The following is a 26,879-nucleotide window of genomic DNA, read 5'->3' as shown; positions in this document are numbered from 1 at the left end:
CACCGTCCTCGTCAGACACGTGCCTCTGTCGATGACGGTACGGCCACCGTGCGACGCGCGCGCGGCGAGCGCCCCGAACGGGTGACGGGCGGTCGTCAGCCGAAGGCGGACAGCCCGGTGAGCCGCTGCCCGATGACCAGCTGGTGGATCTCGGAGGTGCCCTCGTAGGTGAGCACGCTCTCCAGGTTGTTGGCGTGCCGCATCACCGGGTACTCGCCGGACACCCCGTTCGCGCCGAGGATCGTCCGGCACTGGCGGGCGATCGCCAGCGCCTCCCGCACGTTGTTCAGCTTGCCCACGCTGACCTGGTCGGGTCGCAGTGTTCCCGCGTCGGCCAGCCGGCCCAGGTGCAGGGCGAGCAGCAGTCCCTTGTTCCACTCCACGGCCATGTCGGCGAGTTTGGCCTGGGTGAGTTGGAACCCGGCGAGCGGCCGGCCGAACTGGGTGCGGGTGGCGGCGTACGCCAGGGTGGTCTCCAGGCAGTCGCGGGCGGCGCCGAGCGCCCCCCAGACGATGCCCTGCCGGGCCTCCGTCAGGCAGCTCAGCGGTGCCCGCAGCCCGACCGCCGCCGGCAGCAGGGCGTCCGCCGGCAGCCGGACCCCGTCGAGGGTGATCTCGCCGGTCACCGAGGCGCGCAGCGACATCTTGCGGCGGATCTCCCGCGCCGTCACCCCGGGGCTGTCCATCGGTACGAGGAAACCCCGCACCCCCTCGTCGGTGCGGGCCCAGATCACCCCGACGTCGGCGATCGGCGCATTGGTGATCCACATTTTCGCGCCGTCGAGGATCCAGTCGTCGCCGTCGCGGCGGGCCCGGGTGGTCATCGAGGCCGGGTCGGAGCCGTGGTCGGGCTCGGTCAGGCCGAAACAGCCGATCGCCTCACCGGCGGCCATCGCGGGCAGCCAGCGTTGCTTGTGGTCCTCGCTGCCGAAGCGCCAGATGGCGTACATGGCCAGCGAACCCTGCACCGACACCAGGGAGCGGACGCCGGAGTCGCCGGCCTCCAGCTCCAGGCAGGCCAGCCCGTACGCGACGGCCGGGGCGCCGGCGCAGCCGTACCCGTTCAGGTGCATGCCGAGCAGGCCGAGCCGGCCGAATTCCCGGGCCAGCTCGCGCGCCGGGACGTGGCCGTCCTCGTACCAGCCGGCGACGTGCGGGCGGACCCGGTCGTCGACGAGCCGGCGGACGACGGCCCGGATCTGCCGTTCCTCCTCGCTCAGCGAGGCGTCGACGTCCAGCAGGTCCAGTACGGTGCCCATGGCCGCCACCTTAACGAGTGCTCAGGCGGGCGTCACTCGGGCTGGCCGGTGTAGACCAGCACCCGGGCGTGGATCTGGTTGCGTTGCTGCAACGCCGCCCGCAGCGCCCGGTGCAGGCCGTCTTCCAGGTAGAGGCCGCCGCCCCACTCGACCACGTGCGGGAACAGGTCGCCATAGAAGGTGGAGTCCTCGGCGAGGAGCTTGTCGAGTGCCAGCTCACGCTTGGTGGTGATGAGCTGGTCGAGCCGCAGCGGGCGCGGTGGGATCTCCGCCCACTGTTTGAGAGTCAGGTTGTGTTCCGGGTAGGGACGCCCGTCCCGGACCGCTCGGAAAATCACGGCACGCTCCCCTCCCCGTGGTCAGGCCGACCCTCGGCGTGGTGCCGGGTCACGCCGAGGTGCCGCGCCGTGCGGCACCGATGACGGTGCCAGCCTATCCGCCCCTGCCACACCGCGTTTTGCTCCCCGTTGTCGGTTTCTCTCGCTCCGTCACCCACTGCGCAGGGTACGAACCGGCATCAACTCCACCGACCGCGCCGGACCACCTCGTCCACCGGCCGACGCCCCCGCCGCAGCGACGGTGACCGATGGTCAGCCGAGCGGTAACCCACCGTGACCGCGCCGATCGGATGGTAATCCGGCGGCACCCCGAACGCCTCCCGGTACGCCGCCAACCGGTCGGGCGGAATGCCGAAGAAACACGCCCCCAACCCCTCGTCCACGGCGGTGAGCAGCATCAGCAGCGCGGCGAAGCCGGTGTCGACGTACCAGTAGGGCACCGGCCAGCGGTCCTCCGAACGGTCCGCCCACCCTTTGTCCGGCTCCGCGTACCGCTCCAGGTAGACCGACCGGTTGGCGTGCGGCACCACGATCAGCGGGGCGCGGCGCATCCCCGCCAGCCACCGGTCGCGGCCACCGCCCGAGGGGGTGGCCGCCGCCCAGAACCGCTCCCGGTCAGCCGGCTCCTCCAGCACCAGGAAACCCCAGCCCTGGGCGAAGCCCGCCGACGGCGCCCGGACCGCGTGGTCGAGCAGCCGGTCCACCACCTCCGGCGGGACCGGCCGGTCCGGGTCGTAGTTGCGGACCATCCGGCGACGCCGGACCACCTCGCCGAACTCCATGCTCAGACCCCGGGCCGGATGCCCCAGTTGCCCCGCCAGGTCTCCCCCGGGGCCAGCACGATCACGTCCCGGCCGGACCGGAACGCGTCGGGCGGGCAGGTCATCGGCTCCACCGCCACCGACCGGCGGTGCCGCTCACCGGTGAGCGCGTCACCGGTGAAGACCTGCCACCAGCCGAACTCGCGGTCCGCCCAGAGGTGCACCCCGTCCGCGTCGTCGGGGGCGGTCAGGGTCACCGACGAGCCGCCGTCGGAGTCCCGGATCACGTCACCGAAACAGAGGTCGAGCTGCGCGGCACCGATCGGGCGGGGGCTGGTCCAGTCGTACTCGGTGCCGGCCACCGGGGTCGCCCCGATCGGCAGCAGCCGGGCGTCGACCTGCAACCGGCTGCGGGCCGGCAACCGCATCGTGAGGTCGTCCACCGCGACCCCCGCCAGCCGCAGGTAGGGGTGCACGGAGAACCCGAACGGCGCGGCCTCGCCCCCGGTGTTGGTCACCTCGTGCTCGCCGCGCAACCCGTCCGCCCCGACGCTCCACCGGGTACGCAGCCGCAACGACCACGGGTAACCCGGGGTCGGCGGCAGGTCGTAACCGAGGGTGACCGTGTCGGCGGACTCCTCGACCAGCTGCCAGCGCACCCAGTTGACCAGGCCGTGCAGGGCGACCCCCCGGGTCGGCTCGGTCAGGTCGAGCTGCAACGACCGGTCCCCGAAGGTGTACTTCCCGTCCCTGATCCGGTTCGGCCAGGGGGCCAGCACGTGTCCAGCGCTGCCGGGGCTGATCTCGTCCTCGGCGTACCCGTCGAGGTAGTCCACCCCGTCGCGCCGGTACGTCCGAACCCCACCGCCGACCTCGACGATGACGGCCTCGTGGCCGTCGGCGGCGATGGTCCACTGTGTCCCCGAGGGCGGCCGGTGCATGGCGTTGTCCATGTCGTGACCCTAGTCGGTGCCCTGGCCCGCCCGCCGGACCCGGCTGGCCCGTCCCACCTGGCGTGCGGTCAGCGGCGGTCCTCGGTCACCGAGCCGGCCCGGTAGCGCAGCAGGGCCGGGAAGCACGCCACCAGCAGCACCGCCAGCCCGGCCGAGAGCAGCCCGCCGGCCACCCAGGCGACGCCACCACCGAACCCGGCGGCCATCGCCCCGGCCCGCAGGTCGCCCAGCCGTGGCCCGCCGGCCACCACCACCGTGTTGACCCCCTGGAGCCGGCCCCGCATCCGGTCCGGCGCGTAGACCAGCAGCATCGACTGCCGCAGCACCGCGCTGACCAGGTCCGCCGCCCCGGCCACCGCGAGCAGCAGCACCACCAGCCAGAGCTGGCGGGCCAGCCCGGCCGCCGCGATGGCCAGCCCCCAGCCAACCACCGCCACCACCAGGGCGAGCCCCTGCCGCCGCAGCCGGCCGATCCAACCGGAGGTCAACCCGCCGAGCATCGCGCCGATCGCGATGGCGCTGTAGAGCCACCCCACCGCCGCCCCGCCGCCGAACCGTTCCTGCGCCACCTCGGGGAAGAGCGCCCGGGGCATGGCCAGGATCATCGCGATCAGGTCGATGGCGAACGAGGAGAGCAGCACCGGTGTGGTCGCCAGGTAGCGGAACCCGTCGAGGATGCCGGCCAGGCCACCCCGACGCGCCTCCCCCTCGGCCGGTGGGGCCGGGGGCATCGCGGGCAGCCGGACCGTCGCCACCACCAGCGCGGTGAACAGCAGCGCGTCGGCCGCGTAGGCGACGGGCAGCCCGGTGCCGGTGCCGAAGGTGGCGAAGACCAGGCCGGCGGCGAGCGGGCCGGCCACCGACGCGGCGGTGAAGGTGGTGTAGTTCAGGGTGGTGCCCGCCGGGACCAGCTCGGGCGGGAGCAGCCGGGGCAGGATCGCCGAACGGGCCGGCGAGCTGATCGCGAACGCGACCGAGTGCACGGTCACCAACGCCAGCAGCAGCACCGGGCTGCCGAGGCCGGACAGCGCGTGCCCGAGCAGGCCGAGCATCGACACCCAGAGCAGCGCCGAGCCGACCAGCAGCACCCGCCGCCGGTCCCGGGCGTCGGCCACCGCCCCGCCCCAGAGGCCGAAGACCAGCAGCGGCAGGAACCCGGCCACCCCGAGCAGCCCGACCCAGAACGAGTCCCGGGTCAGCGCGTACATCTCCACCGGCACGGCGACCGCGGTGAATTGAAACCCGAACATCGCCACCGTGTTGCCGAGCCACATCCGGCGGTACGCGGGGACCCGCAGCGGCCGCAGGTCGATGGCCAGCCGCCGGGCCCGGCCCGTACGGGCCGGTTTGACGGCGGTCACGGGGCCAGCCGCTCGACGGCCCAGCCGCCCCCCTCGACCCCACGGAACCGCAGCCGGTCGTGCAGCCGACCGGCCCGGCCCTGCCAGAACTCCACCGTCTGCGGCCGGACCCGGAACCCACCCCAGTGCGGGGGCGCCGGGACCGGCGTGCCGGCCGGGAAACGCTGCTCCGCCGCCCGGTACGCCTCCTCCAGCGCGGCCCGGTCCGGCACCACCTCGGACTGGGTGCTGGCCCAGGCGCCGAGCTGGGAGCCGCGCGGCCGGCTGGCGAAGTACGCCTCGGTCCCGGCCCGGTCGACGTGCTCCACCCGACCGGTCACCACCACCTGCCGCTGCATCGCGAACCAGGGGAAGACCAGACTGGCCCACGGGTTGGCGGCCAGCTCGACGCCCTTACGCGAGGAGTGGTTGGTGAAGAAGACGAACCCCTGCGGGTCGTACTCCTTGAGCAGCACGGTCCGGCCGCTGGGCCGGCCGGTGGCGTCGGCGGTGCCGAGGACCATCGCGTTGGGCTCGGGCAGCCCGACCGCGACCGCGTCGGCGAGCCAGCGGCCGAACTGGGTGGGCCAGTCGGCGGCCAGGTCCGGCTCGGAAAGGCCCCGGTCGGCGGCGTACTCGTTGCGCATCGCCGCCAGGGCGGGTGTGTCGCCCGTCACGTCGTTCTCCCTCTCGCCGGGCATCCGGCGTCTGGAGACGCTGGCCAGCCCACTGATCAGTCTCACGGAGAGCGCCCCGGCGTCCAGCGGCGGGGATGTCGCGTGCAGCACAGTCGCGGTGGGTCGCGCGCTTGGTTACTCACCAGGCAAGATGGCGAGAACACATCCCTGAGGGTCGCCTAAGGTACCGGGCCGGACCGAGCCCGTGGCGGGCGCACCGAGCCAGAAGCCAGGAGACGACATGGCCGACTTCAAACCGGGCCTCGAAGGCGTCGTGGCCTTCGAGACAGAGATCGCCGAGCCGGACCGCGAGGGTGGCGCGCTGCGCTACCGGGGCGTGGACATCGAGGATCTGATCGGTCAGGTCTCCTTCGGCAACGTCTGGGCGCTGCTGGTCGACGGGCGCTTCGGCCCCGGCCTGCCGCCCGCCGAGCCGTTCCCGGTGCCGGTGCACTCCGGCGACATCCGCGTCGACGTGCAGTCCGCGGTCGCGATGCTCGCCCCGTACTGGGGGCTCAGTCAGCTGCTGGACATCTCCGACTCCCAGGCCCGCGCCGACCTGGCCCGGGTCTCGGTCACCGCGCTCTCCTTCGTCGCCCAGTCCGCGCGTGGCCTGGGCCTGCCGGCGGTGCCGCAGAAGGAGATCGACAAGGCGGAGACGATCGTCGAGCGGTTCATGAAGCGCTGGCGGGGCGAGCCGGATCCCCGGCACGTCAAGGCCGTCGACGCGTACTTCATCTCGGCCGCCGAGCACGGCCTGAACGCCTCGACCTTCACCGCCCGGATCGTCGCCTCCACCGGGGCCGACGCGGCGGCCTGCATCTCGTCGGGCATCGGCGCGCTCTCCGGCCCGCTGCACGGTGGTGCCCCGTCGCGGGTGCTCACGATGCTGGAGGCCGTCGAACGCAGCGGTGACGCCGAGGGGTACGTCAAGGGCGTCCTCGACCGGGGCGAGCGGCTGATGGGCTTCGGCCACCGCGTCTACCGGGCGGAGGACCCGCGCGCCCGGGTGCTCCGGCGCACCGCCCGGGAGCTGGGCGCACCGCGTTTCGAGGTGGCCGAGGCGCTGGAGAAGGCCGCCCTGGCCGAGCTCCAGGCCCGCCGCCCGGACCGCGTCCTCGCCACCAACGTCGAGTTCTGGTCGGCCGTGGTGCTCGACTTCGCCGAGGTGCCGGCGCACATGTTCACCTCGATGTTCACCTGCGCCCGGATGGGCGGCTGGTCGGCGCACATCCTGGAGCAGAAGAAGCTCCAGCGGCTGGTCCGCCCGTCGGCCCGGTACGTCGGCCCGGGCACCCGCAAGCCGCAGCAGGTCGAGGGCTGGGACGCCATCCCGCACGGCGTCTGATCCCGTTCGCACCGGGGGGGCGTCGACCGACCGGTCGACGCCCCCGCGCGTGTCACCCGGGTCCGGCCGGACGGACGACCCGGCGACGCGCGACCCGGCCGACCGCGACCACCGGCCGGCCGGTCGGCGACGGGTGGACGATCAGGAGCGGCCCGGCCGGCGACCGGCCGTTGATCACGCAGCGGTGTGGCCGACGCCTCAGGTCCGGGCCTGGGACCAGCCGGCATCCGGGCCACCGCGGGTGCGAGGATGAAGGCCGGCAGTGTCGCCGGACCGGGCACGGACCCGGCCACGTGGTGCGCCCCGCGCACCCGTCCGCCGGCAGTCCCGCGCCTGGTGAAGGGCCCGCCCTAGCCCCATGCGGAAGGATCGAGAAAACCGTGGCTGACGCACCGACCATCCGGATTCCCGACGACATCAAGCCCGCCGACGGGCGGTTCGGCTGCGGGCCGTCCAAGGTCCGTCCGGAGGCGGTGTCCGCACTCGCCGACGTGGCGACCAGCTACCTGGGCACCTCGCACCGGCAGCAGACCGTCCGCGCCGAGGTCGCCCGGCTGCGCAAGGGCATCGCCGAGTTCTTCTCCCTGCCCGAGGGCTACGAGGTGATCATCGGCAACGGTGGCGCCACCGCCTTCTGGGAGGTCGCCACCTTCGGTCTGGTCCGCGACCGGGCCCAGTTCGCCAGCTTCGGCGAGTTCGGCGCGAAGTTCGCCAAGTCGGTCAAGGACGCGCCGTTCCTCGGTGAGCCGACGGTCCGCAAGGCCGAGCCGGGCAGCGCCCCGGGCCTGCTGGCCGAGGCCGGGGTGGACGTCTACGCCACCCCGCACAACGAGACCTCCACCGGGGTCGCGGTGCCGATCAACCGGGTCGCCGACGCCGACCCGGGCTCGCTGCTGCTGGTCGACGCCACCTCCGGCGCGGGCGGCCTGGACGTCAACGTCGGCGAGACCGACGTCTACTACTTCGCCCCGCAGAAGTGCTTCGGCTCCGACGGCGGCCTCTGGCTGGCCCTGATGTCGCCGGCCGCGTTGGAGCGGGCCACCGAGATCAAGGGCTCCGGCCGTTACATCCCGGCCTTCCTCGACCTGGTCACCGCGATCGACAACTCGCGGCTGGAGCAGACCTACAACACCCCGGCGTTGGCGACCGTCTTCCTGGCCGCCGAGCAGACCGACTGGATGAACTCGCAGGGCGGCCTGAGCTGGGCGGCCAAGCGCACCGCCGAGAGCGCCGGGATCGTCTACGGCTGGGCCGAGCGGGCCGCGTTCGCCACCCCGTTCGTCACCGACCCGGCGCTGCGTTCCAACGTGGTCGCCACCATCGACTTCGCCGACGGGGTGGACGCCGCCGCGATCGCGAAGGTGCTGCGGGCCAACGGGATCGTCGACACCGAGCCCTACCGCAAGCTCGGTCGCAACCAGCTGCGGGTCGCGCTGTTCCCGGCGGTGGAGCCGGCCGACGTGGAGGCGCTCACCGCCGCCATCGACTACGTGGTCGAGCGGCTCTAGTCACACCCGTCACGGTGGGTGGTCGCAGCGGCTGCTGCGGCCACCCACGGTGATCATTGCCGCAGCTCAGTCGCGACATGCGCAAGTCGCATCCCCCACCTGTGGGCAGATGAGCGTACGGTGGTGCGAGGACGCCCGGGTGGCCGGCTCGTGGCGTGACGGCCAGCGAAGCGGGACGGAGGCTACGCCATGCGCCCAGTACGCTTCGTCGCCCTCTCCGAGGACGGCCAGGCGCTGGTGCTCGCCGACGAGGTCGGGCGCCTGCTCGCCCTCCCCATCGACGAACGCATCGCGACCGTGCTGCACGCCGAGCCCGGTGCGCCGCCGCTCACCGTGGTTCCCACCGGGGTCGACCCGACCCCGTCACTGTCCCCTCGGGACATCCAGGCCCGCATCCGTTCGGGCGAGTCCGCCGAGGACGTCGCCCGGATCGCCGGTGTGCCCGTCGACCGGGTGCTGCGCTACGCCGGCCCGGTGCTCCAGGAGCGGGCCATGCTCGCCCAGCACGCCCGGCGCACCCGGCTCAAGGGTGCCGAGAAGGCCACCCCGCTGGCCGAGGTGGTCAACGGTCGGCTGGCCCAGCACGGCATCGACACCGAGAAGATCTCCTGGGACGCGTTCCGGCGGGACGACGGCACCTGGCGGATCATCGCCACCTGGCCGTCCGGCAAGGCCACCGCGCAGGCCGTCTGGGATCTCGACAAGCTCCGGCAGAACGTCACCCCGCACGACGACATGGCGCAGTACCTGTGCGCCGAGCGTCCCACGCCGATCCTCGGCCAGGAGCCGGCACCGGAACGGGGCGGCCACGCGCTGCCCGGCCCGTCGCGGGGCGAGCCGAGTCGGGGCGGACACGGCCTGCCGGCCGCCAGCGAGCAGGCCCGTCCGGGCCGGGACCCGATCCGGGCCGGGCGGGACGCCCTGCTCGCGTCGCTGGACCGTCCGCTCGGCGGCACCTCGGGGCGGGGTCTCGACCCGCGTTCCCCGGCCGCGCTGGCCGGCTCCGACGCGCCCCGTCAGCGGGCCGTCGGCGGTGGTGCCGCCGCACTGCTCGGCGGTGGGCAGGGTTCCGCCTTCGACGACGACTCGGACGCGCCCAAGGAGGTCCCGGCCGTGCCGTCGCTTGCCGTGCTCCGGCCGCGCCGCACGGGCACGGCCGCGGCGGCCGCCGCGGGCGGCGAGTCGACGGACGCCTCGGGCAAGCCGCGTAAGCGCCTGCCCAGCTGGGACGACGTCCTGTTCGGCACCGGCCCGGCGGCCCGCGAGTCCTCCTGATCGCAGTGGGCCACTCTGGCATCGTGAGGCACTCGAGGTCCGCGCGTGTCAGGGTGGTCCCATGGAGTACACGAATCTGGGACGTACCGGTCTGTCGGTGAGCCGGCTCTGCCTCGGCACGATGAACTTCGGGCCGCAGACCTCCGAGCCGGACAGCTTCGCCATCATGGACCGGGCGCTCGAACACGGCATCAACTTCTTCGACACCGCCAACGTCTACGGCTGGCAGACCGGTGAGGGGATCACCGAGCAGATCATCGGTCGTTGGTTCGCCCAGGGCGGGGGCCGGCGGGACAAGGTCGTCCTGGCCACCAAGGTCTTCGGCAAGATGGGCGAGTGGCCCAACGACCAGGGCCTGAGCGCCCGGCACATCGTCCGGGCCTGTGAGGACTCGCTGCGCCGGCTCCAGACCGACGTGATCGACCTCTACCAGATGCACCACGTCTCCCGCAGCACCCCGTGGGAGGAGATCTGGCAGGCGATGGAGACCCTGGTCGCCCAGGGCAAGGTGATCTACGTCGGGTCGTCCAACTTCGCCGGTTGGCACATCGCCCAGGCGCAGGCCGCCGCCGGGAAGCGCAACTTCCTCGGCCTGGTCGCCGAGCAGTCCATCTACAACCTGCTCACCCGGCACGTCGAGCTGGAGGTGATCCCGGCCGCGCAGCACTACGGGCTGGGGGTCATCCCGTGGTCGCCGCTGCACGGGGGGCTGCTCTCCGGGGTGCTGCGCAAGATGGCCGAGGGCGGGGCCGCGCGGGGCACCGCCGGCCGGGCCGCCGACGGGCTCGCCGCGCACCGGCCGGCCATCGAGGCGTACGAGAAGTTCTGCGCCGAGCGGGGTGACGACCCGGCCGACGTGGCGTTGGCCTGGTTGCTTTCCCGGCCCGGGGTGACCGCCCCGATCATCGGCCCGCGCACCGTCGCCCAGCTCGACAACACCCTGGGCGCGCTGACCGTGGAGATCGACGAGGCGACGGAGCAGCGGCTCGACGAGTTGTTCCCGCCGGTCGGCAACGGTGGTCCCGGCCCGGAGGCCTGGGCCTGGTGACCGGTCCCCCGACGGGGACCAAACAGCGGCATCCGAGCGCCTCGGACACCGCCACTGCACCCCCCTTCGCGTCGCCGTCACGGAACCGTCGCCCGCCGGGCCCGGCCCCGATCGTCATGATCAGCAGGGGGCGGGGCGGAGCGGCCAGGTGGCGAGGGGGGTGTGGTGGGGGCCGGGGCGGCTGTGCACCAGCACCAGCTCATCGGCCGGCCATCGCGGACCGAGGTGGGCGTCGAGGGCGAGCCGGTCGGCGTCCACCTCGGACGGGTCGAGCCGGTCACCGGGCCGCGCCACCGTCAGGTGTGGACGGAACGGCTTCCCGTCGTACGGCAGGCCGGCCCGGTCCAGCTCGGCCCGGATCAGCCCGGCCAGCGTCCGCAGCGCGGTCACCTCACCCCGCACGTCCACCCACAGCACGGTGGACCGGCCCTGCCCGAACAGGCCCCCGCCGCCCAGCCGTAACAGGGGTGGGTGCGTCCAGCCGGCGCGGGCGGCTTCGGCGGCCGCGCCGAGGGCACCTGCCACCTCGGGCAGCCGGCCGGGCTCGACCTCACCGAGGAAGGCCAGCGTGACGTGCAGGTGTGCCGGCTGCGCCAGGCGTACGTCGAGGCCGGCGGCACCGGCTGTGCCGACCCGCAGCCGGGACACCCGGGCGGTGAGGTCGGCGACGGCGGACGGTGGCGGGTGGACCGCGACGAAGAGTCTCACGCCCGCCGGTCACGGGGGCGGCGGTCGGCGGGTGTGGTCGGCAGCGTGAGCCCCGCCGCGGCCAGCACGCCCTCGACCCGGACCCGTTCGATCTCCCGGTCGACCCCGGTCAGCTCGGCCAGGTGCTCGGGGATCTCCAGTGCCCGGCAGGCGGCGCGGAGCCGGTCGTCGTACGCCTCGATGACCGAGCTGTGCCAGACCACCGAGCGACCGCCGGCGGCGAGCCGGTGCTGGCCCAGGCGGCGCAGGTCGGCGGCGAGGAGTTCGAGGGGGCGGCGGTCGGCCCGGTCCAGCTCGGTCAGGTCGATGTCGCGGGTGGCCGGGTCGGCGGCGAGGGCCCGGTCGAGGCGGGCGATGGTGCGGCGTTCCCGGCGGCGTTCCCGCCACTCGGCCCAGCCGCAGGCCACCCGGTCGGCGATCTCGTCGAGGCAGAAGAGCAGGGCGAAGGCCACCGGCAGGCAGGCCACGGCGAGGATAGCCAGTATCAGCGTCAGCGCGCTCCCGCCTGCCACACCTCGACGCTAGGGCCCGGCGGGGCCGCGCGCCACCGCTTTGTTGCTATCTGCACGCTCTGCGTGTCCGCCCCACCGCTCACCGCCCGCTGGGGGTGAGCAGGCGGGGGCGGGACACCACGTAGAAGCGGGGCATCGGCAGCACCCGGAAGCGCAGTCGGGCCCCGGAGCGCCGCAGTTGCCAGGTGAGCGCGAGCAGGGCGGTGGCCAGCGAGATGAGTCCACCCATCCAGATGCTCGCGCCGGCGCCGAAGGTCTCGGCGACCCAGCCGATGATCGGTGCGCCGACCGGGTTGGTGCCGAGGAACACCAGCACCCACAGCGCCATCACCCGGCCCCGGAAGGCCGCGTCGGTGCCGAGCTGCACCCGCTGGTTGGCCGCCTGGGCGAAGAAGACCATGAAGAAGCCGGTCGGCATGAGCAGGGTCACCACCAGCCAGTACGCCGGGGCGAGGCCGACCAGGGTGCCGAAGACCGCGCAGCCGACGGCCGCACCGAGCACCAGCCATACCGACGGGCGGCTGCGCCGTCCGGTGCCGGCGAGCGCCCCGACCAGCGCGCCGACCGCCAGCGCGGTGCTGAACAGGCCGAACGAGGCGGCCCCGGTGTGGAAGACCGTCTTGGCCAGTGCGGCGAGGGTGAGCTGGAAGTTGAACAGCGACATCCCGATCACCGACATGACCACCATGGGCAGCAGCAGGTCGGGGCGTTGCCGGACGTAGCGCAACCCGTCGATGATCTTTGCCGAGTCCCGTTCGCCGATCGGGAGCAGGTCCTTGCGGTACAGCTCGGCCGGGCGCATCCGGACCACGTTGGCCAACGGCGCGACGGAGCTGACGGCGGTGAACAGGAAGACCGGGCCGACGTCGAACGCGGCGATGGCCAGGCCGGCGACGGCGGGGCCGATGATCCGGGCCGAGTTGAACACCGCCGCGTTGAGGGAGAGCGCGTTGGGCAGCAGGGTGGTGCCGACGAGTTCGCTGACGAACGCCTGCCGGACCGGGGTCTCCACCGCGTTGGCGGTGCCGAGCAGGGCGGCGAACGCGAAGACGTGCCACAGCTCGACCAGGCCGGTGAGCACCAGCAGGCTCATCCCCAGCGCCAGCACCGTCCAGAAGGCGTTGGCGACGAAGAGCAGCATCCGCTTGTCGTAGCGGTCGGCGAGCCGGCCGGAGAGCAGGGTGAGCAGCAGCACCGGGGTGAACTGCAGGGCGGTCACCACGCCGAGCGCGGTGGCGGAGTTGTCCGAAAGCTCAAGGACGAGCCAGTCCTGGGCGATGAACATCATCCAGACGCCGATCAGTTTGACCAGCTGTCCGGTGGCGAAGAGTCGGTAGTTGCGGACTCGTAGGGACTGGAACATCGTGCTCAGCTTCGCCTGCACTCTTGGTGCGCCTCCTCGGGTCGCGTACGCGTCATCGACGGCGGACGGCGCGGACCCGGTGGGGCGTCAGGCGCGGGCGAGCTGCTGGAGGATCTCGGCGGCCCGCCGTAGCGTGTCGCGTTCGTCCTCCGCGAGCGCGGCCAGCCGGCTGGCAAGCCACTCGTCGCGGGCCCGCTCGAACTGGTCGAGCACGGCCCGGCCTGACTCGGTGGCCGCCAGGATGACCTGCCGGCCGTCGGTCGGGTGGGGGGTGCGCTGCACCAGGCCGCGCTCCTCCAGCTTCGCGACGATCTTGCTCATCGTCGGTGGCTGGACCCGTTCGACGTCGGCCAGCTCCCGGGGCGTCAGCGCGCCCGCCAGCCGGAGGCTGGTGAGCGCGGAGAGCTGGGTGACCGTCAGGTCGCCGACCGGGCGGGCCTGCCGGACCCGCCGGTTGAGTCGGGTGATCGCATCACGCAACTGGGGTGCCAGCTGCGCCGGTGGCACGCGGTTTGCCGTCACCGTCCGCTCCGTCACAGTCGTTAGCCTAACTAATGAGCCTGGCTAACGACATCCGATATGACCATGCTCACGAGGGGAATACCGCCGCTGCGGGCCGGGCAACCTGACGGGTCGCCCGGCCCACAGACCGACGGGTGGCGCTACGCCAGCGCGGACTCGATCGGCCCGCGCAGGAAGTACAGCACGAACAGCACCGCCACCGCGTAGAGCAGCGGATGGATCTCCCGCGCCCTGCCCTTCGCCAGCTTGAGCAGCACGTAGCTGATGATGCCCGCCCCGATGCCGTTGGAGATCGAATAGGTGAAGGGCATCAGGGTGATGGTGAGGAACGCCGGGATGGCGATCTCGTAGTCGGTCCAGTCGATGGTCCGCACCGCGGTCATCATCAGGAAGCCGACCACCACCAGCGCCGTCGAGGCCGCCTCGAACGGGATCACCGTGGACAGCGGCGACAGGAACATCGCCAGCAGAAACAGCCCACCGGCGACCAGGTTGGCCACCCCGGTCCGGGCACCCTCCGCGACCCCCGAGGCACTCTCGATGTACGACGTGTTGCTGGAGACGCTCGCCGCGCCACCCGCCGCCGCGGCGATCGAGTCGACCAGCAGGATCTCCTTCGCCCGGGGCGGGGTGCCCTGCTCGTCGAGCATGTCCCCCTCCTGGCCGATCGCGACCATCGTGCCCATCGTGTCGAAGAAGTCCGTGATCAACAGGGTGAAGACGAACATCAGCGGGATCAACCAGCCGGCCCGGCTCCACGAGCCCAGCACGTTGAAGTTGCCCAGCAGCGACAGGTCGGGGATGTCCACGATCCGCTCGGGCAGCTTCGGCACGTTCAACGACCAGCCGTGCGGGTTGGGCTTGCCGTCGACGAAGGACGGCCCCACCTTGGCGACCGCCTCCACGATGATCGCCAGCGCGGTCGAGGCCAGGATGCCGATCAGGATCGCGCCGCGCACCCGCCGCACCACCAGCACCAGCGTCACCAGCAGGCCGACCACGAAGACCAGCATCGGCCAGCTGACGATCTTGCCGTTGATGCCGAGCCCCACCGGCACTGTGGTGTTCGCCGCGTCCGGCACCCGCCTGACGAAACCGGCGTCGACCAGCCCGATGATGGTCAGGAACAGCCCGATGCCCACCCCGATCGCGGTCTTGAGCTGCGTCGGGACCGAGCGGAACACCGCCGTACGCAGGCCGGTGAGCACGAGGATCGCGATGAGCACACCCTCGATCACCACCAGCCCCATCGCGTCCGCCCAGGTCATCTGCGGGGCGATCTCGAACGCGACGAGCGCGTTCACCCCCAGACCGGCGGCCAGCGCCATCGGGAACCGCCCGACGACCCCCATCAGGATCGTCATCAGGCCGGCCACCAGCGCGGTCGCCGCGGCCAGGGCGGGAATCGACAGCTTCCTGCCGTCACCGTCGGCGGCTCCGCCCAGGATCAGCGGGTTCAGCACCACGATGTACGCCATCGTGAAGAAGGTCGCCAGACCACCCCGTACCTCGCGGCTCATCGTCGAGCCACGGGCGGAGATCTCGAAGAAACGGTCGAAACCGTTCCGGGGATGGGCGGGATCAGAAGGAATGCCGTTGTCCGGCGGCGCTATGGCCATCAGGTCCTCGCAGGTGATCTACCGTTGTCGCGCGCATCGTCCCAGATCAGCGGCGGGCCGGGAAGATGCTTCGCGGTACGCTTCTGCCCGTGCCGCAGGAGCAACCACCACGACCCGAGCCACTCGACCCGCCGATGGTCCCGTTCGCGGTGGCCGGGTTGATCGCCTGGGCGGTGGTGGGCCTGCTGATGCTGGTCTTCTTCCGTGGCTGGCTCACCGAACACGGCCACCAGGACTGGCTCTGGACCTGCCTGGCCGGGTTCCTGTGGGGCTTTCCCGGTCTGGCCACGATGATGCGGCACGACGCCCACCGTCGTCGCCGTCGGGCATCCGCCCGGCAGGACTGACCCGCCCCGCACACCGGGCGTCCGGGGCGTCACGCCCACGCCGAGCCCGCCTGCCGGCGGACCGGCCCCGCAGCCAGGACCGGCCGGACGGCTACACCGGCTCGGACTCCTCCGCCGGGTCGGATGCCCCGTCCACCGTCATCGACTCGACCGCGCTGTCGTCGTACACCGTCGGAAGCTCGTCGACCGCCGGCTCGGCGGTCTCCACCAGGGTCTCCGAGTGCGCGCCGCAACCGTGCTCGGCGCTGACCACCCGACCGTCGTCGGGGGCGTAGAAGTTGCCGCAGGCCCCGAACGCCTGCCGCAGCGCACCGGCCAGCGGCAGATAGAAGCCACAGGTGCCGCAGCGGGCCGAGGCGGGGGCAGCGGTGGAGATCGGGGCGGACGGGCCGTGGTCGCCGTCGTACCAGCGCTGGGCCGCCTCGGCCCGGCCCTCGCGGGACAGCACCCGGGGCCGGCCGAGACCCAACTCCCAGGAGGTCTCCTCGACCGCCGGGTCGTCGGAGAGCAGGTAGCCGGGGGCGAGCCGGTCGTCGTCCGACGGAGTGAGGAGCAGGTCACCCGGGCCGAGGTCACCCGGCTGGAGGCGTTCCTGCCACGGCAGCCAACCGGGCGCGAGCAACGCGTCCGAGCCGGGCAGCAGCACCGTCTCACAGACAGTGACCTGCCGGCTGCGGGGGACCCGGGTGACGGTCACCGCCCAGCGCCAACCCCGGTAACCACCGAGCAGGCATTCGAAATAATGGGTGACCACCCGGTCACCTTCGGCGACAGCCCGCAGGTGGTCGCCGATGTCGGCGGGCTCCACCTCGGTGATCGCGTCGCGGGCCACCTCGACGGCGGCGGCGCAGACCTGGTCGAGGCGGGCGGCACGAGCGGGAGCGGGCCTGGTCACCCGACCATTGTTCCCCATGCGCGGCACGCACCGACAGGCACTCCCCGAGTGAGTCTTCCCCCGTGGTGCGGCACACCTGGATCAGATGGGCGAGGATGGTGCACATGCCGCTGTTCTCCCGCTCCGGGCGGTCCGTACTGGGACGGACCGTCGGCACCGGCATCCGCGCCACCCGCCTGCTGCTGCGCGGCTCGGTCAACGGCGGACGCTGGATGACCCGACGGGCCGGTTCGGCCCGCGCGAAGGGTGCCGGCGGAGAGACCGGCATGGTCCGCCTCTTCGACCTGCACGCCGTCTCCTGTGCCGGGGACACGTTGATCGCCATCGGCCTGGCCGGGACCATCTTCTTCGACGTCCCGCTCGGTGAGGCACGCAGCAAGGTGGCGCTCTACCTGCTGGTCACGATGGTGCCGTTCGCGATGCTGGCACCCGTGGTCGGCCCCCTGCTCGACCACTTCCGGCACGGCCGGCGGTACGCGCTGGCCACCACCATGCTCGGCCGGGCCTTCCTGGCCTGGCTGATCTCGGACTACATCGGCAGCCTCGGGCTCTATCCCGCCGCGTTCGGGGTGCTGGCGCTGTCCCGGGCGTACGGGGTGGCCCGGTCCGCCGCCGTGCCCCGACTGCTGCCGGAGGGGCTCGGACTGTCCCAGGTGGGGGCGCGGGCCAGTGTCTACGGCACGGTGGCCGGGGCGTTGGTGGCCCCGCTGGGGTTGGCGGCGTTCTGGTTCGGGCCGCAGTGGCCACTCCGGGTCGCCTCGGTGATCTTCCTGGTCGGCATGGTGATCGCGTTGCGGTTGCCGCCCCGGGCGGACTCCGAGCCACCGGAGCGGGTGCCCCGACCACTGCGGGCGCTGCGCCGCAAGGGGGACCGCCCGTTGGGCCGGGGGCGGCCGGCGGGTCGACTGGTGATCGCCACCCTGATCGGCGCGGCGGGGGTCCGCGCGCTCTACGGTTTCCTGCTGCTCTTCCTGGCGTTCGCGCTCAAGAAGGGGGACCTGACCAACGACCTCTTCGGCCGCCGGCTCAGCGACCAGGCGGCGCTGGGCATCATCGGCGGGGCGCTGGCGATCGGCGGCTTCCTGGCCACCGCGGTCGGCACCCGGCTGCGGATCCACCGACCGGCGGCGATCCAGTCCAGCACGATGATCATCGTGGCCGGGGTGGGCATCCTGACCGTGCTGAAGTTCTCCCTGCCGATGGTGGCGCTGTTCTGCCTGGTCGCAGCCCTGTCCAGCGGCATCGCCAAGCTCGCCGTCGACGCCTCGATCCAGGAACGCATTCCCGAACGGTTGCGGGCCAGCTCCTTCGCCCACTCCGAGACCGCCCTGATGCTCGCCTTCGTCGCCGGTGGTGGGCTCGGCCTCGTCCCGTTCGAGGGCCGCATCGGCATCGCGGTCGCCGCCGGGGTGGGCGTCCTCGCCGCTGCGCGGGGAATCGTCGTCGCGGGCCGGCTGCGCGCCGAGCGGCTGCTGGGCCGACCGTTGACCGACGAGGAGTTGGCCGCCCAGGACCGGGCCGACACCACTGCCGCGCGGACGACCGACCCGGCTTCCGGGGTGACCGACCCGCCCGGTCCTGCCGCCGGCTCCACCGACGCCGCTGCCGGTCGTTCCGCCGGCACGCGGGTCGATATGGCCGGCGATCGTCCGGCCGACAGCGCCGACGACGAGGCGACCGAGGCGGCGGCCCGGGCCGCACCGACCTCACCGGCCCCGAGCGGGGCGGCCGGACGGCACGACGACGGGTTGGCCCCGCCGGGCTACCACATCTACCGGCCGTCCTCGGCGGTCCCGGGCAGCGGTGTCGACGACCAGCCACGGCAGTCGCCGGGGTCGGTGTCGTGACGGGTCTGCTGGTGTTGACCGCCGTACCGGCCGAGGCGGAGGCCGTCCGGGCCGGGCTGGCCGACCCGACGGTGACGGTCCGGACGATCGGCGTGGGACCGGCCGTGGCCGGCGCCGCCACGGCCCGCCTGCTGGCTCTGGCCGAGGCTGCCGGTCGTCCGTACCGGGCGGTGGTCAGCGCGGGGATCGCCGGGGGCTTCGCCGGCCGGGCCCCGGTCGGCGCAACGGTGCTCGCCTCCCGCAGCGTCGCCGCGGACCTCGGGGCCGAGTCCCCGACCGGCTTCATCCCCGTCGACGAGCTGGGGATGCCCCCGGAACTGCTCGGTGGCGGCCCCACCATCGACACCGACCCGGCGCTGCTGGGCGCGCTACGCGCCGCCCTCCCGACGGCCGTCGTCGGGGCGGTGCTCACGGTCAGCACGGTCACCGGCACCGCCGCGAGCACCACCGCCCTGGCCGACCGGCACCCCGACGCGGTGGCCGAGGCCATGGAGGGGTACGCGGTGGCGGTCGCCGCCGCGCAGGCCGGCCTCCCCTTCGTCGAGCTGCGTACCGTCTCCAATCCGATCGGTCCCCGGGACCGCGACGGCTGGCGGATGCGCGAGGCGTTCACCGCCCTGAGCCAGGCTGCCCGCGCGCTGTCCTGACAGATGCGGACGGGTGCTACGGCGGTCGGGGTGCCGGGCCGACCGGGCGTCGCAGGGACATGGCGAGCGGGCGACCGGCGGCCACCCGGAAACCGCAGGATGCCAGGAAAGAGCTGCTGAACTGGTCCTCGACCACCGTGTGGACCAGGCCGATGCCCATGTCCTCCATCCGCTGCGCCATGGCCGCCACCAGCCGGCCACCGATGCCGATCCGACGGTGCCCGGCCGCGACCAACACCCCGTCGAGCACCAGCTCGCGCGGCCAGTCCAGGTCGTCGCCGTAGATCAGCTGCGGATCACGCTCGTGGGCACGCAACTCCCCCAGCAGGGTGCCGTCGGGCAGTTCGGCCACAAACCGCCAGGCCGTCGAGGGCCGGCCGTCGCCGATCACCCAGCGGACCGTTGCGTCCCGACGGACCCGCTCCGCCGCCCGCCTCCGGTCCCGGTAACCCCGGTTCCGTTCATACGCCGCCGGCGGCAACCGCAGCGGCCACAGCGGGGGCGGCAGGTTGTACCAGTCCGCCCACCAGGCACCCGGCCAGTCCTTCGGCTCCCGCACCGGCCAGACGTCGAGGTGGGCCGGATAGCGCCGACCGGCGGTGTCCCGTAGGTCGTCGTGCGGCACCGGCGGCAGCGAACAGGTCACCCCGGCGGTCGGCGCCTGGACGGTCGACGTGGCGGTGATCGGGGGCAGGGCTGCGGGCGGGGGCGGGCCGTCGGTCGGGGGCGGGGCGTCCGTCGGGGGCGGGGCGTCGGTCGGCGCGGGAGGTGAGGTGGTGGGCAGTGAGGTGGTGGGCAGTGAGATCGTCAGGGTGCCACCGACGGCCCGCACCAGTCGCTCGACCGTGTGGAACCGTGGATCGGCCGCACTGCCGGACTCGATCCGGGCGATGGTCGCCTGGGGCACCCCCGAACGCCGGGCCAGCTCCCGCTGGCTCAGGTCGGCCTCCCGGCGCAGCGCCCGCACCGTCCGGCCCAGATCGGCCGGCAGGGCCTCCTCCGTCGTCACACCACCATGCTCCCGGTGCTACGCCTCGGCTTCAACAACCTCATCTCCGACTGTGGACAACCCTGTGGAAAACCGGTGGAGCTGGGGACAAGGTAGCAAGCTCGCGTCCTTTAGAGCTGATGACGTCAGCGATTCACGGATTGGTCTATCCAGGCATACCGACCAAAGACGTCGGTGACGGATAGGTCTTGAAAGATAGATAAGTCTTGAAAGACGGATGGGTCTTGAGACCGGTGAGGGAGTCCCGGGCCGCTTCCGGCTCATGCCCCGGGTCGTCAGCCCGCCATGGTCTCGACACCGGTGTCCGGCCGGGTAGCGCGGCCCCGGGCATACCGAGAAAAGGTCAAACCACCACGCCTCGGCCAGGGTGGGGTACGCGTCACCTCCGCGCCCGGCGCTCCGCCCCACGCTGACCCCGCCACCACTCCGCCACACCCTCACCCCGCCACCGCCCTACCCCACGCTGACCCCGCCACCGCCCTACCCCACGCTGACCCCGCCACCGCCCCGCCCCACGCTGACCCCGCTGCCGCTCGACCCCAGGCTGACCCCGCTGCCGCTCGGCCCGCGCTGACTCGATGGCGTCATCAGCTCGAAAGGGCGCACACGTAGTACTCGTCGCCCCGCCCCGCCCCGCCCGGGCCTGGTGGGATCACGAGCCGGACGCAGGTCCTCCCGAGCGGGTGAGACCCACCGGGCCAGAACGACCCGGCCAGAACAGCCCACCGGCCAGAACGGGCCCACCGCACGGCCAGAACGGCCCGCCGGCCAGAACGGGCCCGCGCACGGCCAGAACGGGCCCACCGGCCAGAACGGCCGCCGGGGGTGGGCGGGGTGGGCGTCACATCGGGGGATGGCGGGGCGGATGCCGCAGCGGCGCTACCGTGGGGGCGTGGCGCTCTCCCTGGCGATCTCCCCCTGCCCCAACGACACCTTCGTCTTCGACGCGCTGGTGCACGGCCGGGTGCCGGGTGCGCCGCCGGTCGAGGTGACCTTCGCCGACGTCGACGTCACCAACACCGCCGCCGAACGGGGGGCCTTCGACCTGGTGAAGGTCAGCTACGCGGCGCTGCCCTGGCTGCTCGACGACTACCACCTGCTGCCCTGCGGCGGTGCGCTCGGCCGGGGCTGCGGCCCCCTCGTACTCACCCGTGGCACCGAAGCTCAGGACGCCACCACCGACGGCACCACCACCGACGGCACCACCACCGCAGGCGGGGCCACCACCGACGCCAGCACGGCAACCGGGCCCGCCAGCACGGCCACCCGGCCGGCCAGCGCAGCCGGCGGGGCGGGGCGGGCGGACCGGGTCGACCTGAGCGGGGCCACGGTGGCGGTGCCGGGTGACCGGACCACCGCGTACCTGCTGTTCCGGCTCTGGTCGGCGGGACAGCCACCGGCCCGGATCGAGATCGTGCCGTTCCACGAGATCATGCCGGGCGTGGCAGCCGGCCGCTACGACGCCGGCCTGGTGATCCACGAGGCCCGGTTCACCTACCACCGGCACGGGTTGACCGCGCTGGTGGACCTGGGTGAATGGTGGGAGGCCGACACCGGCCTACCCATCCCGCTCGGGGCGATCCTGGCCCGCAAGGGCACGGTCGACCCGGTGGCCGCCGCCGACTGGATCCGGGAGTCGGTACGCCAGGCGTGGGCCGACCCGTCGGCCAGCCGGGGGTACGTGCTCGCGCACGCGCAGGAGATGGAGCCCGACGTGGTGGACCGGCACATCGGCCTCTACGTCAACGAGTTCACCGCCGACCTGGGGGACGCGGGGTTCGCCGCCGTGGAGGCGCTGCTGGGCCGGGCCGCCGACGCCGGGCTGGTGCCTCAGACCTCCAACTCGCTGGCCACCGCGTGGACCAGCTGAGCGATCTTCTGCGCGGTCTTGCGGTCGGGGAAGCGGCCCCGGCGCAGGTCCGGCTGCACCTTCGCCTCCAGCACCTTGATCATGTCCTCGACCAGACCGTGCAACTCCTCGGCCGGCCGGCGGCGCAGCTCCGCCATGGACGGCGGGGCGTCCAGCAGCTTGACCCCCATCGCCTGGGCGCCACGCCGGCTGTCCACCACGCTGAAGTCGACCCGTTGACCGCCCTTGAGGTCGGTGACACCCGCCGGCAGCGCGCCCTTCGGCAGGAACACGTCGCCACCCTCGTCGCTGGTGACGAACCCGTATCCCTTGGCCGCGTCATACCACTTCACTCGACCCGTCGGCACCTTGGAAACCCCTGCTTCACTCGATACGACTACTGCTCCAAGGCTAGCCCGATGATCCGGTCGAGCGCCGCCGGGAATCCGGTGAGGTCGTCGAGGACCAGCTGCGCTCCGGCGGCCCGCAGGTCGTCCGCCGGGCACGGGCCGGTCGCCACCGCCACCCCCGGGATACCGGCCGCCCCGGCCGCCACCATGTCCGCCACGTGGTCACCGACGTAGAGCGCGGCACCGTGCTCCCGCAACGACGTCGCCTTCTGCTCGGCGAACAGGTCCCCGGCCAACTCGTCGACCGCCAGCCCGAGGTGGTCCAGGTGCAGCCGGGCCAACCGGCCGATCTTGGAGGTGACGACCATCACCCGGCCGCCGTGTGCGTGCACCGCGTCGACCGCCTCCCGGGCGCCGGGCATCGGCACCGACGGGGCGATCGCGTACGCCGGGTACAGCTCCCGGTAGAGGACCACCGCCTCCTCGATCCGCTCGGTCGGGAACCAGTGGGCGAGTTCGGTGCGCAGCGGCGGACCGAGCCGGGAGACCGCCAGTTCGGCGTCGACCGGCACACCGGTGCGGGCGGTGAGCGCCCGGTAGGCGGCGGCGATGCCGGGGCGGGAGTCGATCAGGGTCATGTCGAGGTCGAAACCGACCATCAGCGCGGACATTCTGCGAAGGTACCCGGACAGGTCAGTCCGAGCCGGACGTCCGGGGGGCGCAATCGCCCGCCTGCGGGCTAGCGTGGAACGACGATGACCACCTCACTCGCCGACCAGTTGCGCGCGCTGCCCGACGAGGCGCTCGCCGCGCTGCTCCAGCTGCGCCCCGACCTCGTCGTACCGGTGCCGGCCGACGTCTCCGCGCTCGCCCTGCGGGCCGAGTCGCGGGTGTCGGTCGCCCGCGCGCTCGACGGGCTGGACCAGTTCACCCTCCAGATCCTCGACGCCGCCCGGCTCACCCGGCACCCCTCGGACGGCACCAGCTCCACCGAGGCGGTGCTCGCCATGGCCACCGCCGGGCCGCACCCACCCGCCTCGACCACCGTCCGCAGTGCGCTCGACCGGCTCCGCGCCCGGTTCCTGCTGTACGGCCCGGAGCAGGCGCTGCGGGTCGCCGGCAGCGTGGACGAGCTCGCCCCGTACCCGGCGGGGCTGGGGCGACCGGCCGACGAGCTGGACCCGCGGGCGGCGGCGCTGTGTGCGGACGCCGCGAAGCTGCGCCGGACGCTGCTCGCCGCGCCCCCGTCGGCGCGGGCGATCCTGGACCGGCTCGCCGCCGGCCCGCCCGTCGGCAGCGTGCCGCCGGGCTCACTCCAGGCCCCGGCGCTCGGCGCGGAGGCCGACCTGCCGCCCGACCCCACCAACGGCGGTGCCCCGACCGGGTCGCCGGTGCGTTGGCTGGTCGAGGCGCGGCTGCTGGTGGCGGTCTCCGCCGGGACGGTCGAGCTGCCCCGCGAGGTGGGGTTGCTGCTGCGCCGCGACACCGGCCCGCTCGGGCCGCTGCGGACCAGCCCACCCCCGGTCGACGCACCACCCCGCGAACCGAAGGCCGCCGACTCCGCCGGGGTCGGGCAGACCATGGAGGTGGTACGGCACACCGAGGCGCTGCTGGAGGAGCTGACCGGCGAGCCGGCCCCGGTGCTGCGCTCCGGCGGGGTCGGGGTCCGCGACCTGCGCCGGCTGGCCCGTGCGGTGGCCCTGGACGAGTCGACGACCGCGCTCCTGGTCGAGGTTGCGTACGCGGCCGGTCTCCTCGGTGAGCTGGACCTGCCCGCCGCCGCCAGCCGCTACGGCGGAGAGCAGCAGGTGCTGCCCACCGGGGCGTACGAGGTGTGGCGGGCGATGTCGCTGGCCCACCGCTGGGAGCAGTTGGCCCGGGGTTGGTTGACGATGAGCCGGCAGGCCGGCCTGGTGGGGCAGCGCGACGACCGGGACCGGCCGATCAGTGTGCTCTCCGCCGAGGCGGAACGGGCCGGTGCGCCGGCCGCCCGCCGGGCGGTGCTCGGGGTGCTGGCCGACCTGGAACCGGGTACCGCCCCCACCGTCGATGAGGTGCTGGCGCTGCTCGACTGGCGGGCACCCCGGCGCAGCAGGGGGCGGGAGGCCGCACACCGGGAGGTGCTGACCGAGGCGGCCCGGCTCGGGGTGACCGGCCTCGGTGCGCTCACCTCGTACGGGCGGCTGCTGCTCGCGAGCGTCACGGAGCCCGACGAGCGGGGCGGGGACGACCCGCTGGGGTTGCGCACCGACACCGAGAGCGGTGACCCCTCGGGCACGGTGCGGGCGTTGGACGCCCTGCTCCCCGCCCCGGTCGACCATTTCCTGGTGCAGGCCGACCTGAGCGTGGTGGTGCCCGGCCCACCGGACCCGACGTTGGCCGGTGAGCTGGAGGCGGTGACCGAGCCGGAGTCGGCGGGTGGGGCCAGCGTGCACCGGGTCACCACGGCCAGTGTCCGGCGGGCCCTTGACGCCGGTTACACCGCCGACGACCTGCACGAACTGTTCCGCCGCCGGTCGCGTACCCCGATCCCGCAGGGGTTGACCTACCTGGTGGACGACGTGGCCCGGCAGCACGGCGGGTTGCGGGTCGGCTCCGCCGGTGGGTACGTGCGCAGTGACGACGAGGCGCTGCTGGCGGAGGTGCTGGCCGACCGGCGGTTGACGCCGTTGGCGTTCCGCCGGCTGGCCCCGACGGTGCTGTGCACGTCCTACCAGGTGGGGCGGATGCTGACCGCACTGCGTGACGCCGGGTACGCCCCGGTGCCGGAGGACGCCAGCGGCACGATGGTGCTGGCCCGTCCCCGGGTCCGGCGGGCCCCGGCCCGGGTGCCGACCGGCCGGGCGGTGGACCCGCTGGCCACGCCCCGGTTGGCGCTGCCCCGGCTGCTCGGTGTGGTGGAGCAGATCCGGCGGGGTGAGGCGGCGGCGCGGGCGGCCCGGCGGGCCCCGGCGGTGGTCCGGGGTGGCGCGGGCCGGGCTGCGGCCGGTCCGCTACCCGCGCACGGTCACGCCGAGGCCCTGGCGGTGCTCCAGCAGGCGGTCCGGGACAAGGCGCTGGTCTGGGTCGGTTACGTCGACGCGCACGGGGCGACGCTGTCCCGGCTGCTGCGGCCGGTGTCGATCGGCGCGGGTTACCTGCGTGCCGAGGACGAGCGGACCGAGATGCTGCACACCTTCGCCCTGCACCGGATCACCGCGGCGGTGCGGGAGGACTGACCGGCACCCCGGCACCCTCGTCACCCGTGGCCGACGTGCGGCGCGACGGTCACTGCCGACGCTCAGCGGCGGCTGCGGCGTACGGTGCCGACGACGGAGACGATGAGCAGCAGGGCGAAGCCGGTGCCGGCGGCCTCACCGACCGAGTCGATGAAGCCCTGCCGTTGCACCAACCAGCCGAAGAGGAACCAGCCGACGACGGCGATCCCGGCGACGGCGTACCCGACCATGGTGGCCGTGGAGACCTCGTCGGTCGGTGTCACCCGGTCGCCGTTCGACGCGTCCTCGGCGATCATCTCGTGATCGACGGTCATCCCAGCCCTCCCACCCCGTCCGGCCCCTGACTTCCAGGGTGGCACCCGGTTGCCAGGACGGACAGGGGGAAATACCCCCGATCCGGCCCCTATGGACAACTACCGAGGTGCCGGAGGCGAGACGGGCTGCGGCGAGACGGGTCAGGGCCGGCGCGGCGGCGTTGCCGGGCAGGGGCGCAGGAGGTGCGGGTCAGGTGCCGGGGCGGCGGCCGACCAGGACCACCCGGGAGCCCACCTTGCCCAGCTCCCACCAGCGCACCGCGTCGGTGTGCAGCAGGTTGACGCAGCCGTGCGAACCGATGCCCGCGTTGTGCAGGTAGGTGGTGGTCTCGTGGAAGCCGATCCCGCCGTTGAAGCGCTGCCAGTAGGGCAGCCACACCTCGTACGGGTTGGACCACTCCTTGAGGTTGCGCAGGTTCACCTTGTAGGTGCCGGCGGGGGTGGCGTACCCGGCCATTCCGGTGCGGGTGACGGTGGGCTTGGCGACCACCTTGCCGTCGCGCATCACCCAGGTGGTCTGCCGGGTGAGGTCCACGCAGAAGGTGGTGCCGGAGCCGGCGGAGCAGCGCTTGACGTCGGTGGTGGCGAGTCGCTTCGCCACGTCGAGCGTCAACGGGCCGGCACGACCCTCGGCGGGGCGGATGTCGTACCGCTGCTGGAACTTCTTGATCGCGGCGCAGTCGGCGTCGGTCTGCCGACCGTCCACGGTGACCGTGCCGAACCCGCCCAGCCGGGCCAGGTACGTCTCCACCTCACGCTGGTGCTCGCCCAGCTGGCAGCGGGTCTGGTTGGACTTCTGCGGGACACGCGGGCGACGCCCGGTCGACGCCTTCGGGGTCTTGGTGGCGCGGACCTTCGGCTGCGGCTTCTCCCGGTGCCGGGGCTTCGTGTCGGACCCGGTCAGCTGGTCGGGCAGGGAGCCGGCGCCCGCCCCCGTTACCTGTTCCGCACTGCCGACCGGGGCGAGCCCTCCTCCAGTGCCACCCGGGTCGGCCTGCGGCACGGACGCACACCCACCCGCGCCGACCAGCATGACCATGGCCAGGGCGACGACCCGGGCTCTGTGGCGGACCTGCATCGTGTGCCTCCCCGGATCGGTCGTCCCACTGGTAGACGTGTGTCCCCCGGGAAACGTTGCACCCATTGCGAAGATTTTCTGGCAGTCTCCCACC

At 73.3% G+C, this 26,879-nt stretch carries 27 protein-coding genes; 10 read left to right on the top strand and 17 right to left on the bottom strand.

The window, feature by feature from the left end:
- Window positions 1-95: 95 nt before the first annotated feature.
- The 6 genes from ACQP2H_RS02785 to pdxH all read right to left on the bottom strand — a co-directional run bounded on the left by ACQP2H_RS02785 (window position 96) and on the right by pdxH (window position 5,352).
- Window positions 96-1,259 (bottom strand): acyl-CoA dehydrogenase family protein, encoded by a 1,164-nt coding sequence (locus tag ACQP2H_RS02785; protein ID WP_433230863.1) that lies wholly within the window; start codon window positions 1,257-1,259, stop codon window positions 96-98.
- Window positions 1,260-1,291: 32 nt separating this feature from the next.
- Window positions 1,292-1,597: a type II toxin-antitoxin system VapB family antitoxin gene (locus ACQP2H_RS02780; RefSeq protein ID WP_208565632.1), complete on the bottom strand. Its 306-nt coding sequence runs from the start codon at window positions 1,595-1,597 to the stop codon at window positions 1,292-1,294.
- A gap of 179 nt (window positions 1,598-1,776) precedes the next feature.
- The gene (locus ACQP2H_RS02775; RefSeq protein WP_219466141.1) at window positions 1,777-2,379 is read right to left on the bottom strand and encodes a nitroreductase family protein; all 603 of its coding nucleotides are present in this window, start codon (window positions 2,377-2,379) and stop codon (window positions 1,777-1,779) included.
- A gap of 2 nt (window positions 2,380-2,381) precedes the next feature.
- Window positions 2,382-3,311, bottom strand: coding sequence for an aldose 1-epimerase family protein (locus ACQP2H_RS02770; RefSeq protein ID WP_433230859.1), 930 nt, complete (start codon window positions 3,309-3,311; stop codon window positions 2,382-2,384).
- A gap of 68 nt (window positions 3,312-3,379) precedes the next feature.
- Complete coding sequence (locus ACQP2H_RS02765; protein ID WP_433230857.1) at window positions 3,380-4,672, bottom strand: MFS transporter; 1,293 nt, start codon at window positions 4,670-4,672, stop codon at window positions 3,380-3,382.
- Window positions 4,669-5,352 (bottom strand): pyridoxamine 5'-phosphate oxidase, encoded by a 684-nt coding sequence (gene pdxH / locus ACQP2H_RS02760; protein ID WP_363820738.1) that lies wholly within the window; start codon window positions 5,350-5,352, stop codon window positions 4,669-4,671. Before pdxH ends, ACQP2H_RS02765 begins: the two co-directional genes overlap by 4 nt.
- Before the next feature lie 217 nt (window positions 5,353-5,569).
- Between pdxH and ACQP2H_RS02755 the strand changes: the two genes are divergently transcribed.
- From ACQP2H_RS02755 to ACQP2H_RS02740, 4 genes are all read left to right on the top strand, one after another.
- Entirely contained in the window at window positions 5,570-6,676 is a 1,107-nt protein-coding gene (locus ACQP2H_RS02755; RefSeq protein WP_088643529.1) for a citrate synthase 2, read from the top strand.
- 380 nt (window positions 6,677-7,056) lie between these two features.
- The gene (serC, locus tag ACQP2H_RS02750) at window positions 7,057-8,184 is read left to right on the top strand and encodes a phosphoserine transaminase (protein WP_208565628.1); all 1,128 of its coding nucleotides are present in this window, start codon (window positions 7,057-7,059) and stop codon (window positions 8,182-8,184) included.
- A gap of 189 nt (window positions 8,185-8,373) precedes the next feature.
- Window positions 8,374-9,459, top strand: a complete 1,086-nt coding sequence (gene sepH, locus ACQP2H_RS02745; RefSeq protein ID WP_208565627.1) for a septation protein SepH — start codon at window positions 8,374-8,376, stop codon at window positions 9,457-9,459.
- A 61-nt stretch (window positions 9,460-9,520) separates the two neighbouring features.
- Window positions 9,521-10,507: an aldo/keto reductase gene (locus ACQP2H_RS02740; RefSeq protein ID WP_208565626.1), complete on the top strand. Its 987-nt coding sequence runs from the start codon at window positions 9,521-9,523 to the stop codon at window positions 10,505-10,507.
- A 120-nt stretch (window positions 10,508-10,627) separates the two neighbouring features.
- Here the strand turns inward: ACQP2H_RS02740 and thpR are convergent, their stop codons facing one another.
- The 5 genes from thpR to ACQP2H_RS02715 form a co-directional block, all read right to left on the bottom strand.
- On the bottom strand, window positions 10,628-11,215 hold the full coding sequence (thpR, locus tag ACQP2H_RS02735; protein WP_219466136.1) for an RNA 2',3'-cyclic phosphodiesterase: 588 nt from the start codon (window positions 11,213-11,215) through the stop codon (window positions 10,628-10,630).
- Window positions 11,212-11,727 (bottom strand): hypothetical protein, encoded by a 516-nt coding sequence (locus ACQP2H_RS02730; RefSeq protein ID WP_219466130.1) that lies wholly within the window; start codon window positions 11,725-11,727, stop codon window positions 11,212-11,214. Before ACQP2H_RS02730 ends, thpR begins: the two co-directional genes overlap by 4 nt.
- Before the next feature lie 79 nt (window positions 11,728-11,806).
- Window positions 11,807-13,111, bottom strand: coding sequence for an MFS transporter (locus tag ACQP2H_RS02725; RefSeq protein ID WP_219466125.1), 1,305 nt, complete (start codon window positions 13,109-13,111; stop codon window positions 11,807-11,809).
- A gap of 66 nt (window positions 13,112-13,177) precedes the next feature.
- Window positions 13,178-13,627: a MarR family winged helix-turn-helix transcriptional regulator gene (locus ACQP2H_RS02720; protein WP_208565622.1), complete on the bottom strand. Its 450-nt coding sequence runs from the start codon at window positions 13,625-13,627 to the stop codon at window positions 13,178-13,180.
- Between the two features lie 125 nt (window positions 13,628-13,752).
- Window positions 13,753-15,231: an NCS2 family permease gene (locus ACQP2H_RS02715; protein ID WP_433230850.1), complete on the bottom strand. Its 1,479-nt coding sequence runs from the start codon at window positions 15,229-15,231 to the stop codon at window positions 13,753-13,755.
- Between the two features lie 89 nt (window positions 15,232-15,320).
- Between ACQP2H_RS02715 and ACQP2H_RS02710 the strand changes: the two genes are divergently transcribed.
- Window positions 15,321-15,578: a DUF2530 domain-containing protein gene (locus tag ACQP2H_RS02710; RefSeq protein ID WP_208565620.1), complete on the top strand. Its 258-nt coding sequence runs from the start codon at window positions 15,321-15,323 to the stop codon at window positions 15,576-15,578.
- A 91-nt stretch (window positions 15,579-15,669) separates the two neighbouring features.
- Here the strand turns inward: ACQP2H_RS02710 and ACQP2H_RS02705 are convergent, their stop codons facing one another.
- Complete coding sequence (locus ACQP2H_RS02705) at window positions 15,670-16,491, bottom strand: DUF3027 domain-containing protein (RefSeq protein ID WP_208565619.1); 822 nt, start codon at window positions 16,489-16,491, stop codon at window positions 15,670-15,672.
- A gap of 86 nt (window positions 16,492-16,577) precedes the next feature.
- On the opposite strand from ACQP2H_RS02705, the gene ACQP2H_RS02700 reads away from it, so the two are divergent.
- Together ACQP2H_RS02700 and ACQP2H_RS02695 are read left to right on the top strand one after the other, a co-directional pair.
- On the top strand, window positions 16,578-18,320 hold the full coding sequence (locus ACQP2H_RS02700; RefSeq protein WP_433230847.1) for an MFS transporter: 1,743 nt from the start codon (window positions 16,578-16,580) through the stop codon (window positions 18,318-18,320).
- Complete coding sequence (locus tag ACQP2H_RS02695; RefSeq protein WP_357533157.1) at window positions 18,317-18,967, top strand: futalosine hydrolase; 651 nt, start codon at window positions 18,317-18,319, stop codon at window positions 18,965-18,967. Before ACQP2H_RS02700 ends, ACQP2H_RS02695 begins: the two co-directional genes overlap by 4 nt.
- Window positions 18,968-18,983: 16 nt before the next feature.
- On the opposite strand, the gene ACQP2H_RS02690 is transcribed toward ACQP2H_RS02695, so the two are convergent.
- Window positions 18,984-19,976, bottom strand: a complete 993-nt coding sequence (locus ACQP2H_RS02690) for a GNAT family N-acetyltransferase (protein WP_357533155.1) — start codon at window positions 19,974-19,976, stop codon at window positions 18,984-18,986.
- A 367-nt stretch (window positions 19,977-20,343) separates the two neighbouring features.
- Here ACQP2H_RS02690 and ACQP2H_RS02685 point away from each other — a divergent pair, with 367 nt between their 5' ends.
- Both ACQP2H_RS02685 and ACQP2H_RS02680 read left to right on the top strand, forming a co-directional pair.
- Window positions 20,344-20,550: a hypothetical protein gene (locus ACQP2H_RS02685; protein WP_357533153.1), complete on the top strand. Its 207-nt coding sequence runs from the start codon at window positions 20,344-20,346 to the stop codon at window positions 20,548-20,550.
- Window positions 20,551-20,868: 318 nt separating this feature from the next.
- Window positions 20,869-21,846 carry a 1,4-dihydroxy-6-naphthoate synthase gene (locus ACQP2H_RS02680; protein WP_433230842.1) on the top strand — a complete coding sequence of 326 codons (978 nt, stop codon included), beginning with the start codon at window positions 20,869-20,871 and terminating at the stop codon, window positions 21,844-21,846.
- On the opposite strand, the gene ACQP2H_RS02675 is transcribed toward ACQP2H_RS02680, so the two are convergent.
- On the bottom strand, window positions 21,807-22,193 hold the full coding sequence (locus tag ACQP2H_RS02675; RefSeq protein ID WP_204925856.1) for a cold-shock protein: 387 nt from the start codon (window positions 22,191-22,193) through the stop codon (window positions 21,807-21,809). The genes ACQP2H_RS02680 and ACQP2H_RS02675 overlap by 40 nt on opposite strands.
- A 29-nt stretch (window positions 22,194-22,222) precedes the next feature.
- Entirely contained in the window at window positions 22,223-22,846 is a 624-nt protein-coding gene (locus tag ACQP2H_RS02670) for an HAD family hydrolase (RefSeq protein WP_219466109.1), read from the bottom strand.
- An 84-nt stretch (window positions 22,847-22,930) separates the two neighbouring features.
- On the opposite strand from ACQP2H_RS02670, the gene ACQP2H_RS02665 reads away from it, so the two are divergent.
- The gene (locus tag ACQP2H_RS02665; RefSeq protein WP_433230838.1) at window positions 22,931-25,393 is read left to right on the top strand and encodes a helicase-associated domain-containing protein; all 2,463 of its coding nucleotides are present in this window, start codon (window positions 22,931-22,933) and stop codon (window positions 25,391-25,393) included.
- Between the two features lie 62 nt (window positions 25,394-25,455).
- On the opposite strand, the gene ACQP2H_RS02660 is transcribed toward ACQP2H_RS02665, so the two are convergent.
- Both ACQP2H_RS02660 and ACQP2H_RS02655 read right to left on the bottom strand, forming a co-directional pair.
- Window positions 25,456-25,707: a hypothetical protein gene (locus ACQP2H_RS02660; protein ID WP_208565612.1), complete on the bottom strand. Its 252-nt coding sequence runs from the start codon at window positions 25,705-25,707 to the stop codon at window positions 25,456-25,458.
- Window positions 25,708-25,897: 190 nt separating this feature from the next.
- Entirely contained in the window at window positions 25,898-26,785 is an 888-nt protein-coding gene (locus tag ACQP2H_RS02655; RefSeq protein ID WP_219466103.1) for a L,D-transpeptidase family protein, read from the bottom strand.
- Between the last annotated feature and the right edge of the window lie 94 nt (window positions 26,786-26,879).

Source organism: Micromonospora sp. CA-248260 (assembly GCF_050942205.1).
In the GTDB taxonomy this organism is placed as follows: Bacteria; Actinomycetota; Actinomycetes; order Mycobacteriales; family Micromonosporaceae; genus Micromonospora; species Micromonospora antibiotica.
Note: the sequence above shows the minus strand (reverse complement) of the source record. Positions and strands in the feature narration are given on the sequence as shown.